Below are 13,300 nucleotides of genomic sequence, written 5' to 3' on the forward strand. Positions count from 1 at the left end.
CACTATTTGGCATCTCAATTAAGGTTCGTTCACCTATCTGAACTCCAGACCTTGGATTGTTATAGTCAAAAAGTTCTGAAACTTCATTAGTACGTTTAGCTGCCGCTTCTTGCCATCTGGCATTCTCTTCATCCTGCGGCCCCCAACCTCCCGGAGTCCCAGAACCCGCACCACCCATCTCTGCCTTTCCACCATCAGTCAGGTTTCCACCCACATTTGGCACTGGTGGAATATCATCCCCAAAAATCGCTGCGAGAATCGCTGCAAGACCAACAGCCCCTCCACCGCCACCACTGGCACCGGTGGATCTGCCTCCACCCCCGATAACATCCACAGTATCAAAGCAGGTCGCCGGATCACAACGGCCCAGCGCATTATTCTCAACCGCATTCTTCCCTGCCTGCGCCCCCGCAAACGCATCCGCAGTACTATCCCCGGTTACCCCGCCTGCCAAACCTGCTGCCACTGTGCTTAACAGACTAATCGTCTGCCTTTGCTCTTCCGTTAACATATCACGGGCAGTATCCGGGTAAAGCTGTTTGGCAATATATTCGCCCATTGCTGCACCGGACGCGCCAGCTAATGCCGAATTACCATTAACATGAGCCACCACCGCACCCAATACCGCATGAGCCATAATATTGGCTTCGTCATTACCTTTGGTCAGGTCTTTAATCACATTCGCTACATAAGGTGCTGCCGCCCCCGCCAGCGCCTGCGACATATCACCACCAGCAAGCCCCTGCAACGCAGCCACCGCCGCCTGTGTCGCTCGCTGAACATTACTACCGGTACCAAATGTACGTAACCCGTTCTCGTATGCCTGCTTCTCTATAGCTTCCTGAGTGACCGCCAAACCACCCGCCCGCAGATCGGCCTCTGCCTGTGCCAATGCCGCCGGATCTTTCTTCGCTTTCTCACCGTAAATCGCACCCTGAGTGGCAACGATATCGATCATCTGACCGCCTATCTCACCTATCAGTTGGATCTCTTTTAGCCGGTTCTGCTCTTTCTCTTTATCAAAGATAGGACTGATACTGCCATTAGCATTCTCAACATCGCGGCTTAAATCAGCAATATCCTGCTGCTGATTTTCCCGATCCCGAATAATGATTGCCCCATCCGATATCGCCGCCTGTGTTGTGCCGGAAGCACTACCATCATTACCACCAGCAGCAATCATACCACCCGCGACGTTACCGATAAATTTACCGCCACCGTCGCCACCGGCGCTAATCCCTACACCCTGATGCTCGGTTTTAAACTCAGCTTTATTCTCAATGTTACTGAAACCCAGCGTATCGGTATCAAGCTGGTTTTTATCCGCGCTGGCGATTAGGGATGCTAATTCCACCACTAACACACTGCTGCTTCGCATCGTAATTATCGCTGTCCTGCTGGCTTTGCAGCCACAAGTCACGGCCTACATTCATAACTAAAGCAAAACAACCACAACCCCGTCATTACACCGTGGGATATGTCCCCAATGGTGGTAAAACTCAACCCAGCCCACAGCTTAAAATCAGCGGAAAGTGGCTGGAAGAGTTGGGGTTTACGACCGGGCAACCGGTGATTGTTACCTCTGAGCTGGGGCGGGTGGTGATTGAGGTGAATGTTCAGTTCTGACAGTTAAAATAGAGATCCCGGCCTTGGCCGGGAGCAGGGAGCAGGGAGCAGGGATTCAATAACATTAAAAATCAGACCATTCACTGTATTCAATATCGTCTTCTGTCAGTTCGTCAAAACCATCGTCTTTAAGCATTTTATTAAAATAGTTTATGGTATCTTCCAAAGCTTCCTCGATACTATTTCCATATCCTATAGCTGACTCAGGGCTACCATCGAACTTCCTTTTTATCCTCAAGTCAGTCATTCCGGTATACTTTCCAGATTGACTTTCATAAATTTTAATTTTCATTTTGGCATAAGGTAAAACTGTACTCATCCACATTGTAAATTCAGCGACAGTTTTTTCAATTTTCCCAACACGTTCCAACTTCAAGTCATGCCACATATATTCCCCCTACTGCTTACCAAATGATATTATTCTATCGTCACTCGCTATATCAATGTATTTCCCATTTTTATAGTACCGAGTTACATTCTCTGTGGCTCCTGTGATTGTGACTTTTCTCGCACCTCTCAACTGTTTAGCAAACTCTTCAGCTTTTCTAAGGTATTGCTCAGCGTCACTCGCACCAACTTCTTTTCCATGTTTCTCAAAATGCTTCTGTAATGAATCCCCTGACGAGTCAAAACTACCTTGATGCCAAGAACCAGAAATATAAGCTAAATCATCCTTATCCGGTTGTTCAGGAATAGGTGTAATGGTCGTATTTTCACCAGTATTTGGAACGCCACTAGTATTTCCTGTATTTGTTGCGCCTTGTTCACCACTTCCTGGATTTACTAATGATGTCCCACCTTGCTGATCCGTTATCGGATTAACCAGCTTACCACCGTTAGGATCCTGTTCTGGTATCGGCAATATTGTCGTTGTACCCTTATTACCTTCGGCGGCTATTGCATATGCCACAGCCCTCTGACTCAGATACCGTATCGCAGCATTTGGGTCGCCTGTAAATAGCGATGCAAATACATCGATTTCTGCCTCAGAAAGATTCTCTGATACCTGACGTGCGGTTTCTGCGGCAAATCCTGCACTAACTAATACTTCTACACTTACTTTCGTCAGTTCTGTCCGACATGCGCTATTGGAGACACAGGTTTTTGCGCCCCACTTTACAACTTCTTTCACAACAACAGTCGTGGCATTATTCTCAACCGCATTCTTCCCTGCCTGCGCCCCCGCAAACGCATCCGCAGTACTATCCCCCGTGCCCCCTCCTGCCAAACCTGCTGCCACTGTGCTTAACAGACTAATCGTCTGCCTTTGCTCTTCCGTTAACATATCACGGGCAGTATCCGGGTAAAGCTGTTTGGCAATATACTCGCCCATTGCTGCACCAGTTGCACCAGCTAATGCCGAATTGCCATTAACATGAGCCACTACTGCACCTAATACCGCATGAGCCATGATATTGGCTTCGTCATTACCTTTGGTCAGGTCTTTAATCACATTCGCTACATAAGGTGCCGCCGCCCCCGCCAGCGCCTGCGACATATCACCACCTGCAACGCAGCCACCGCCGCCTGTGTCGCTCGCTGAACATTACTACCGGTACCAAATGTACGTAACCCGTTCTCGTATGCCTGCTTCTCTATAGCTTCCTGAGTGACCGCCAAACCACCCGCCCGCAGATCGGCCTCTGCCTGTGCCAATGCCGCCGGATCTTTCTTCGCTTTCTCACCGTAAATCGCACCCTGAGTGGCAACGATATCGATCATCTGACCGCCTATCTCACCTATCAGTTGGATCTCTTTTAGCCGGTTCTGCTCTTTCTCTTTATCAAAGATAGGACTGATACTGCCATTAGCATTCTCAACATCACGACTTAAATCAGCAATATCCTGCTGCTGATTATCCCGATCCCGAATAATGATTGTTCCATCCGATATCGCCGCCTGAGTCGTGCCGGAAGCACTACCATCATTACCACCAGCAGCAATCATACCGCCCGCGACGTTACCGATAAATTTACCGCCACCGTCTCCACCGGCGCTAATCCCTACACCCTGATGCTCGGTTTTAAACTCGGCTTTATTCTCAATGTTACTGAAACCCAGCGTACCGGTATCAAGCTGGTTTTTATCCGCACTGGCAATACTGCTGATTACCGCACCGTCAAGCTGAGTGTGATTTCCTACCGTAATATCAAAACCGCCAAGACCCGCATAAATCCCGGTTTGTTCCTGAACGCTATCGTAAGTGCTGTGCATCTTATCGCGACTATAACTGAAGTTACCGCCCGCGTTAGATCCCCAAATAGGAATACTAATTCCACCACTAACACTCTGCTGCTTCGCATCGTAATTATCGCTGTCCTGCTGGCTTTGCAGTCACAAGTCACGGCCTACATTCATAACTAAAGCAAAACAACCACAGCCCCGCCATTACACTGTGGGATATGTCCCCAACGGCGGCAAAGCTCAACCCAGCCCGCAGCTTAAAATCAGCGGTAAATGGCTGGAAGCGTTGGGATTTAGCACCGGGCAACCCGTTACCGTCACCACCACACAGGGACGCATGGTGATTGAGGTCGATGTTCGAACTGACGGTTAAAACAGAAGAACCCGATACGATGATCGGGTTCTTTTATACCCTAAGTCCACTCAAGAGAGCCATCCTCAAGAACCCAGACCGCTCCTCCCGGACAGGTTTCATCAAAAAACCAAAGCCCATCTTCCATTTCATCCTCTGTTTTAGGGAAGACTTGCCTGAAGCGCTCTATTTGCTCGGCTACAGTACCGTTCAGAAAAACACCTTTTTTGGCCAATTTTATTAAGTTATCTTCTAATAACTTTTCAAATAACATAAAAAAATGTTTTTCTCTTAAACAATACGTTTCCGCCATAGATTCCGTTGACCACCAAACGGCTTGTAAATTACGCCCTTCTAAAGCTTTAGAAAACTCAAGAAAGTCAAAATCAGAACCATCTAATAATTTCATGAACAAAGTTACCTAAACTTAATCTCAATACCAGACTGATATTTATTTGCCAGATTGTTAATGTCAGTATTCTGTTTAATATCTAACGTCCAGCGAGCCCCTGTCTTATCTGCTGATGTAGATACACTTCTTAAATTTAATATTGTTCCATCACTTAGTTTAGCCGTATATACACCTGGTTTGACCTGCCTTAGAGGTGTATTACCAGCCAATTGTTGTGCATAATCTTGAGTTTGTTTATCCGACAAAGTTTCCATTAAACGAGAACGGATGGTGATTGAGATTGTGGATATTACTGACTGATTATTTATCCTATTCTCGGCCATCAGGCCGAGAATATATTCATTTATTACTCAACGTTTCTCATCAAGCAAAGGAAACATTTGTAATATATTCATCAAAGCAAAAATTGTTTTCCCCTCAGGAGCCCAAACTCTTACATCGTCATTGCCAAGAAGAATAAAATTGAAAGTCATCTTCGACTCTTCTCCTTGCTTAACTAAAGGGGGTACTTTTATTCTTTTCTTAATATCATCAAGATAAATACGGTGAAGCGTACCACTGTGCTTACTAACCACTTCCTCCCCACTTATAAAAGTCCACAGATCCTTATTGCTCCAAAACACAATAGCTGGGGGGGTGTCTATGGCTGTATATTGCAACAAATAATTTTTAATAGATTCCTCTTGCTCGTCAAAAAGCAGATCATTAGAGAAATCTAATTTATTTCTATCTAGTTTCCAGAGTAATTTGTTTTTATAAAAATCTTTTTTTTCACTTGAATACAATTTTAAAGTCTCCCAATCCTGAAGTATCTCTGATAACAGTTCCACCGTGGAAAGGCTTACCATCCTGACTTCTTCTGCTCAAAAACTCCATAAGCTTTTCGTTAGCAATGTAACCAGTATTCACTTCTACGCTGGTAGCACCCTGCGATTTTGCATAATTAAGTAATGTCTGAATATCACTAGAAGAAATATTGCTTGTTACATTAATACGTAACTGAGCAACACCATTTTGAACTTTAACACTCTTAACATCTACACCCAACCTATCGGCTGCATCTAACACGGATTGTATATTTTCTTGATTCCGTGCATTCTCTTCATCCTGCGGCCCCCAACCTCCCGGAGTCCCAGAACCCGTTCCACCCATCTCAGTCTTTTCAGCATCCGTCAGGTTTCCACCCACATTTGGCACTGGTGGCTCATCATCCCCAAAAATCGCTGCGAGAATCGCTGCAAGACCAACAGCCCCTCCACCGCCACCACTGGCACCGGTGGATCTGCCTCCACCCCCGATAACATCCACAGTATCAAAGCAGGTCGCCGGATCACAACGGCCCAGCGCATTATTCTCAACCGCATTCTTCCCTGCCTGCGCCCCCGCAAACGCATCCGCAGTACTATCCCCGGTTACCCCGCCTGCCAAACCTGCTGCCACTGTGCTTAACAGACTAATCGTCTGCCTTTGCTCTTCCGTTAACATATCACGGGCAGTATCCGGGTAAAGCTGTTTGGCAATATACTCGCCCATTGCTGCACCAGTTGCACCAGCTAATGCCGAATTACCATTAACATGAGCCACCACCGCACCCAATACCGCATGAGCCATGATATTGGCTTCGTCATTACCTTTGGTCAGGTCTTTAATCACATTCGCTACATAAGGTGCTGCCGCCCCCGCCAGCGCCAGCGACATATCACCACCTGCAAGCCCCTGCAACGCAGCCACCGCCGCCTGTGTCGCTCGCTGAACATTACTACCGGTACCAAATGTACGTAACCCGTTCTCGTATGCCTGCTTCTCTATAGCTTCCTGAGTGACCGCCAAACCACCCGCCCGCAGATCGGCCTCTGCCTGTGCCAATGCCGCCGGATCTTTCTTCGCTTTCTCACCGTAAATCGCACCCTGAGTGGCAACGATATCGATCATCTGACCGCCTATCTCACCTATCAGTTGGATCTCTTTTAGCCGGTTCTGCTCTTTCTCTTTATCAAAGATAGGACTGATACTGCCATTAGCATTCTCAACATCACGACTTAAATCAGCAATATCCTGCTGCTGATTATCCCGATCCCGAATAATGATTGTTCCATCCGATATCGCCGCCTGGGTTGTGCCGGAAGTACTACCATCATTACCACCAGCAGCAATCATACCGCCCGCGACGTTACCGATAAATTTACCGCCACCGTCTCCACCGGCGCTAATCCCTACACCCTGATGCTCGGTTTTAAACTCAGCTTTATTCTCAATGTTACTGAAACCCAGCGTACCGGTATCAAGCTGGTTTTTATCCGCACTGGCAATACTGCTGATCACCGCACCGTCAAGCTGAGTGTGATTTCCTACCGTAATATCAAAACCACCAAGACCCGCATAAATCCCGGTTTGTTCCTGAACGCTATCGTAAGTGCTGTGCATCTTATCGCGACTATAACTGAAGTTACCGCCCGCGTTAGATCCCCAAATAGGAATACTAATTCCACCACTAACACTCTGCTGCTTCGCATCGTAATTATCGCTGTCCTGCTGGCTTTGCAGCCACAAGTCACGACCTACATTCATCGTGATCTGCTCACCGCTAACCAGCGCACCAATTAACGCCGTATCACGCTGACTGTTGATAGTCAGTTGATTACCGGTATCAATGGTGGTTTCTGCCCACTGGGTACCATCGCCTTTTTCATGGCCGCTACTCTTATTAGCATTAGCAAATATGCTAACGCCCATCTTGCCTTCAGTACCAACACCGACACTAACACCAATAGCACCACCGCTACTGCTGTTCTTTCCAGTGGTTTTCTGAGTATTGGCCGCTCCCGTCAGCAATATATCGCGCTCTGCGCTCAGAGTAGTATCTCCACCAGCCTTAAGCTGACTACCACCAATCACGATATCACCACTGGCAGCACTATCCCCTTTACCATAAGCGATAATGTTCAGGTTATTACCGGCATTCAATGCAGAACCTTTAATCGTATTCTGATCCAGATGTTGCTGCGAAGAGGATTTCTGAGAACCTATAGACGCGCTGATACCAATCAGATTATCAGATTTATCTTTAACATCTTTCAGGTTATCCAGCACTGCACCCTGTACAGCCTGTACGCCATATAGCGCAGACTTCACACCATTAAGGGCAGCCAGACGATCGTCACTTTCATCTTTGGCCTGCTGAGCGGCGGTAAAGCCAGAGTTAATCGCTCCTCCCACCACTCCTGAAAGTGCCAGACTAAGCCCCTGTGTTTTCTGCTCATACTTTTCATCACGCTGACGCAGGTCATGCCCCGGATCGATCAGCACATTATCAGCAATAATATTGATATCTTTTGAAGCGATAACATCAGAGCCACCAATATGGGCCTGCCCACCAGCAAGAATACTCACACTACCACCGGTCGAACCAATCATGCTGGCGCTTTGGCTTTGAGTGGTGCTGGCATCATCAATCTGGTGGCGCGAGCTGGTTGTACCAATGGTAAAACCAAGACCTCCACCGCTAAATACACCGCTCTTTTTCTTCTCATTCAACCGATAAGTGGATTGTTCTTCAACTGCCGCTAAAATATTGACGTTATTACCGGCTTTTAGCTTCAGGTCACCATCACCAATGATTGACGAACCAGTAATATTCAGGTCATTACCGGCTGACAGCGTCACATTATCACCACTTAACAGCGAACCCTTTTCATAGGTAGCGTAATCCTGCTCCACTTTATGGGTAACGGTTTTCGACATGAAACCCGATTTCTTTTTAGTTTCTTCAAAGAAACGATAATCACTTTCTGTTGCCGTGATGATATTGATATCTCGACCAGCATTAGCATAAATATCTTCTTTTGCCGTCACCGATGCGGCCTGAGCATTAATATCCTGACCCGCAATAATCTGAACGTGTTTACCACTGATAATCTCGGTACCCTGCTGACGAACAGATTCGGTTATTTCCTGCTTACGTTTACCGTGAGTCTCCTGATATTCACGGCTTTCAGCCGTGGTCAGGTTAACGTCACGACCGGCAGCCAGTGACACGGAATCCTCAGCGGTAATTTCTGCGGCCTGAGCATTGATGTCACGACCTGCGGCCATATTCAAACTACCGCCGCTCACCAGTGAACTACTTAATACCCCCTGCGCTTCGGTTTTATTCTTGCCCACCTGAACAGACTGGCTCTGCTGAGCGGTAAGAATATTAATATCCTGCCCGGCACTCAGCGTCAGTGGCCCTTTTTCTGTGGAAACTTCAGATGCCGTCAGCTCAATATTCTTCCCGGCATTCAGGCTCAACGAACCTTCGGACTGAATGGAAGCAATATCGCCCACATCGGTTTGTGAGAAGGCTAACGTTTGATTTTTTGAGTTCAGACCGAAGCCGCCTGCATTACCAGAAACTGACCACTGCTGTGTTTCGGTGCGGTTAATGATGCTGCCGTCCAGGCTCTCCAACGTCACCTGCTGACCACGAATGGTGGAGCCAATATTATTAATATCGTCCATCGCAAACATTGACAGATAACCACCGGCTTTTATCTGCCCGGCATTGATATTATCGATAGTGCTCCAGCTATCAATAAACAGGGAGTTATCGGCCAGTATGCTGCCATTGCTGTTGATTACGCGACCGGCCTCCAGCTCAACATGCCCACCTTTAATCACGCTACCAGAAACCGCAGTAACATCGTTTTTAGCCAGATACAGTTTTGGTGCCAGAACCGTTTGTCCCTGAATGGTCACCGGTTCCCACCAGACGATGCTCTTATCCAGTCGGGCTATTTGTTCTGCGGTCAGGCTGACGCCAAAGGTTAATCCCAGTGAACCATAGGCTTGCGCTGCGTTATCAATCAGATACTGCATTTGTGACAAATCAGAACCAACGCCATTGATATAACGACTACCGGTCTGCTTTAACATCGCATCGCTGATATAGCGGGTATCAAAAGCAGCGTCACCGAGGAAACGGTAATCGTAATCCGGATTCAGGTTCAGACGATCAAGGAAATAAGCAGAACCAATAAACTTATTTTTATCGGTAAAGCGGCTGTCGGTTTCATATGGCGCAGAACCCGGATGCATGCCGAGCATTCCGTATAAATCGTTAAACAGGCTGTTGTCCAGGCCCCCTAGTCCATCCAATTTCGGGTTGGTGGTGATCAGGTAAGGGCTGTTGGGGTCCTGACTGGTGATAAACAGGCCATTAAGGCCATTGGGTAATGAGAGGCTGTGGAAATCGTCCAGTGTTGGTATATCCAGCGTATGATTAACATCACCTGCATTAGCTACCGTAGTCGTATTACTGATGTCTTCATCAAAATAAGCATAAATATCACCTCCTGCCTGAATAACGGCCTGATATAAAGGGCCTGTCGGAGTACTGTATTTTATATCTCTTAAACGATGAACATAAACAAAAGACATATATTCAGCAAAATCACGCGTATATATCTTCTCTAAAACAGACGTTCCAGCTTGATAACTCTGATTATTCAGATTACTACCTATTAAGGTAATGTCACGCCCAGCCAGCATAACGCTGGCCTGATTCTCTAATGAAGTAGCAAGAATATTTAAATCACGGCCACTGACAATCCGTCCCGCATTTCCAACCGTATTAACGGTGATTGTCTCTCTATCACCAATCTGGTAACGATACTCAAATATTTCTTTTGATAGATCTGATTTCATGATCCAAAGATATTCAATACCATCATCAACAACAAAGGTAACATGATTTTCAGGCATTCCAGGAGGCAGAATTAAACCTTCACTTCCCCCTACGGCTGGCGTACTCACTCTATCTACCTGAAAATCTAAATAGCTATTCTTAAATACTGTAGTATCGATCGTAATATCACCATCAATCGTCTCTATCGTCCCCGAACTGTTCAGCACCAGACTGTTAGCATTCCCTGCCGTATCCTTCTGCATCCACAGACTGTTACCCGCCAGAATGTCACCCTTCAGATTACTGATTTTGTCAGCAAACAGTTGCATATCCCCTGCCGCATACAGCAGAGAACTATTGGTGATGTCATTAACAGCACTCAGGCGTAAATCCCCGGCTGCGCCGGTAAAACCGCTGTGAGTAATAGAATTCTGACTGGTTATCTCAATATTGCCGCCGGACTGAAGATTGCTGTTATCATCCAGTTCAATATCAGCAGCATTCAGGCTGAGAGTGCCACTGCCTGCTGCAATTTTGCCCTGACTGGTCAGTTTACCTCCGCTGGTCAGGCTGACACTCTGCCCCTGTAAGGTGCCGTTTTGAGTCAGTGCACCTGCGGTGCTGAGAGAAAGTGAGTTGCCTGCCGCGATGGTGCTATTGTGGGTAAAATCCTGATTAAGTCGAACAGAGATATCCGTTAATGCCAGTATCTGGCCTGAGTGATTTAATACATCGCTAATTAATGTCAGATTACCGCCGCTGAACAGCCTGCCGCTGCTCTGGTTATCAGTCAGTTGGGTGTTAATATCCAGTTGGTTTAGCGCCAGTACCGTGCCACTGTTGGTCAGCGTTTGCGCATTAACGCTGACATTCTGCCCCTGCAACGTGCCCTGTTGGTTAATGGTAGTGCCGTAGAGTGTCAGCGCAGCATCAGATTGCATAATGCCCTGCTGATTAATATCCGCGCTGGTTAAGGTCAGACCGCCACCGGAAGCCAGTGTCCCTTGTAACAAAGCACTTTGACTGGCGTTCAGGACCATACCCTGCCGCGCCTGAATATGGGCCGTGTCCAGTGCCGTTAATAACGGAGAATCCAGAGAGAAGGTACCGCCAGCAGAAATCAGCCCGGCTAAGGTGCTGGCAGAAGCTATTACTGCAATATGAGCATCGCTTAGCAACTGGCTTCCACCAAAAGTGTTCAGCGTAGTGGTATTCAGCCGGATATCCTGTTGCGCTTTAGCTGAACCCGCCAGGTCCACCTGGGCTGACTGAAGGGTCATACTGCCATCGCTGAGCAACAGCCCTGATGGCTCTACCTTCAGCCACTGACGTGCAGTCAGGTTTAGCCCCTGCTGTGAACCAAGACTACCGGACAGCGTGATATTATCCGCCGTCAGTATTGTCTGACCACCGGACAGCATGATGCCGCTGTTATTTACTGTTCCGGCAGTAATATTTTGTAAGCCCTGAGTCTGTATTTTTCCCTGATTATTCAGTGAGGTGGTGTTAATAGTGCTGTTGCCGTTGGTGGCAAACAGCCCCTGATTTATCCATTCTCCTGTAGATAATGACAGGGAGTTACCGGAACTCATCTCACCCAGACTATCAACGCGCTCAGTGGTTGCCACATTCAGATTTTGCTGAGCCTGAATTTTTGACTGAGCGCCGGTTTGCAGGCGTGTTCCACTTAACGCAATATTCTGTCCGGCGCTGACGTTACCATCCAGCGCCAGATGTCCGCCCTCAAGACTGACATTCGTCAGCCCTGTAATGCGGGAAGCAGCATCCTGCTGTATCGACTGCTGACCTTTCGCTTTCACCTGACCGGCAGAAATCTGGCTGTTGTTCCATAACTGATACTGTGCATCCAGCTGTGCCGTCCCCTGACTACCAACCGCACCTTCCGCATTAACTCCCGCCGCCACAGTGGCGCTGTTCAGTTGCAGGCTCTGTTGAGTATTCAGGCTAACGTTATTACCAGCAGCAACGGTGCCGTTGCCAACGGTTATCTGCCCCTGACTGTTGAGCATGACATTACCTGCTGATGATACCGCCCCCTGCTTAATTTCAGTCTGACCACGACTGGTTAAGCGGATATCACCACCGGCTTTATGATTCCCCTGTAGTGCCAGCTCATCGGCCTGCACCGTCAGGTTACCCTGAGACAGGGTATTATTCAGCGTCAGTTTACCGTTAGCGTCCAGTTGGATATCGCCCTGCCGGGCATTCAGATTACCCAGGTTAACCCCGACGCCCTTTTCGCTGGACACCATATGGATACGGTTGGCGTACATTCCGCCTAACGCACCTGTATCAATCGCCACCCTCGGTGCGGCACCCTCTCCGGCAATGGGGGTAATACTGCCATCACTACCCACCCGGTTACTGCCGCTGATAACGCTTAAATCTTTTGCATATACCGCCGCATTGACTTCTGTAGCACGGGAGATAATCGCCAGTGAACTGCTGTTGCTGGCATCCAGCCCCTGTCCTTCAATGGTAATCGTACCTTTACTGACTTCCAGTGCCTGCACATTCCCCTGTGCATCCAGCACCGGTTTACCGGTGGTTAATGTCACGTTTGGCGTATTGATAAACCCACAGCCGCTACAGGTGATACCGTACGGGTTAGCCACCATCACATTAGCCTGTTTACCCGCCACTTCGGTATAGCCCTGAAGCTGTGAACGATTTGCGCCCACCACTTCATTGATAATGGCGTTCGCTTCCTGCCCGGCTTTCAGGTTGGGGTTATTCTGAATCAGTCCACCCAGTTGAGTCTGATTTAATGCTCCTGTGGCATTGTTTAAAATCAGCCCCTCTTTACCGACGTTAAAGTTCTGGTACTGGTTATGGGATACGCCCGCGCCGTTTGGCGTGGCAATATTCACCACCGGCACACCGTTTGCTGCATTTTCGGTATGGGTATTGCCCGATGCCACATCAATACCGGCAGCCAGTGCTGGCGCAACCGGCTGAATACACAGTAGCGCACTGATTAAATAGCTCAGTACACGACGGCGGGTTGAAACGGGTAGTACATCCATGTTGTTTTTCATTA

General features: G+C 47.8%; 7 protein-coding genes and 2 pseudogenes. 2 read left to right on the forward strand and 7 right to left on the reverse strand.

The genetic code is table 11. From position 1 onward, the window contains the following. Positions 1-364: 364 nt before the first annotated feature. Positions 365-1,430, reverse strand: a pseudogene (locus GOL65_RS22565) (VENN motif pre-toxin domain-containing protein); the annotation flags it as partial. Position 1,431: 1 nt separating this feature from the next. Between GOL65_RS22565 and GOL65_RS05340 the strand changes: the two are divergent. Beyond that, positions 1,432-1,626 carry a SymE family type I addiction module toxin gene (locus GOL65_RS05340; RefSeq protein WP_140921529.1) on the forward strand — a complete coding sequence of 65 codons (195 nt, stop codon included), beginning with the start codon at positions 1,432-1,434 and terminating at the stop codon, positions 1,624-1,626. Positions 1,627-1,690: 64 nt separating this feature from the next. Here GOL65_RS05340 and GOL65_RS05345 read toward each other — a convergent pair whose 3' ends face one another. Both GOL65_RS05345 and GOL65_RS22570 read right to left on the reverse strand, forming a co-directional pair. Next, on the reverse strand, positions 1,691-2,014 hold the full coding sequence (locus GOL65_RS05345) for a hypothetical protein (protein WP_140921530.1): 324 nt from the start codon (positions 2,012-2,014) through the stop codon (positions 1,691-1,693). 756 nt (positions 2,015-2,770) lie between these two features. After that, positions 2,771-3,981 (reverse strand): annotated as a pseudogene (locus GOL65_RS22570) (VENN motif pre-toxin domain-containing protein); the annotation flags it as partial. 1 nt (position 3,982) lies between these two features. Between GOL65_RS22570 and GOL65_RS05355 the strand changes: the two are divergent. Beyond that, positions 3,983-4,183: a SymE family type I addiction module toxin gene (locus GOL65_RS05355; protein ID WP_140921531.1), complete on the forward strand. Its 201-nt coding sequence runs from the start codon at positions 3,983-3,985 to the stop codon at positions 4,181-4,183. Positions 4,184-4,223: 40 nt separating this feature from the next. On the opposite strand, the gene GOL65_RS05360 is transcribed toward GOL65_RS05355, so the two are convergent. The 4 genes from GOL65_RS05360 to GOL65_RS05375 form a co-directional block, all read right to left on the reverse strand. Beyond that, the gene (locus GOL65_RS05360) at positions 4,224-4,571 is read right to left on the reverse strand and encodes a DUF596 domain-containing protein (RefSeq protein WP_140921532.1); all 348 of its coding nucleotides are present in this window, start codon (positions 4,569-4,571) and stop codon (positions 4,224-4,226) included. An 8-nt stretch (positions 4,572-4,579) separates the two neighbouring features. Then, positions 4,580-4,828: a hemagglutinin gene (locus tag GOL65_RS05365; protein ID WP_140921533.1), complete on the reverse strand. Its 249-nt coding sequence runs from the start codon at positions 4,826-4,828 to the stop codon at positions 4,580-4,582. A 96-nt stretch (positions 4,829-4,924) separates the two neighbouring features. Continuing rightward, positions 4,925-5,359 carry a hypothetical protein gene (locus GOL65_RS05370; RefSeq protein WP_140921534.1) on the reverse strand — a complete coding sequence of 145 codons (435 nt, stop codon included), beginning with the start codon at positions 5,357-5,359 and terminating at the stop codon, positions 4,925-4,927. Continuing rightward, entirely contained in the window at positions 5,346-13,286 is a 7,941-nt protein-coding gene (locus GOL65_RS05375) for a hemagglutinin repeat-containing protein (RefSeq protein WP_407657493.1), read from the reverse strand. The genes GOL65_RS05370 and GOL65_RS05375 overlap by 14 nt, the downstream gene beginning before the upstream one ends. Positions 13,287-13,300 lie beyond the last annotated feature (14 nt).

Source organism: Limnobaculum xujianqingii (assembly GCF_013394855.1).
GTDB classification, from domain to species: Bacteria; Pseudomonadota; Gammaproteobacteria; order Enterobacterales; family Enterobacteriaceae; genus Limnobaculum; species Limnobaculum xujianqingii.

What these genes read in the sequence shown, in the direction of transcription:
- GOL65_RS05345 (WP_140921530.1), bottom strand. Translation starts at nt 2,014, where the DNA reads ATGTGGCATGACTTGAAGTTGGAACGTGTTGGGAAAATTGAAAAAACT.
- GOL65_RS05360 (WP_140921532.1), bottom strand. Translation starts at nt 4,571, where the DNA reads ATGAAATTATTAGATGGTTCTGATTTTGACTTTCTTGAGTTTTCTAAA.
- GOL65_RS05365 (WP_140921533.1), bottom strand. Translation starts at nt 4,828, where the DNA reads ATGGAAACTTTGTCGGATAAACAAACTCAAGATTATGCACAACAATTG.
- GOL65_RS05375 (WP_407657493.1), bottom strand. Translation starts at nt 13,286, where the DNA reads ATGGATGTACTACCCGTTTCAACCCGCCGTCGTGTACTGAGCTATTTA.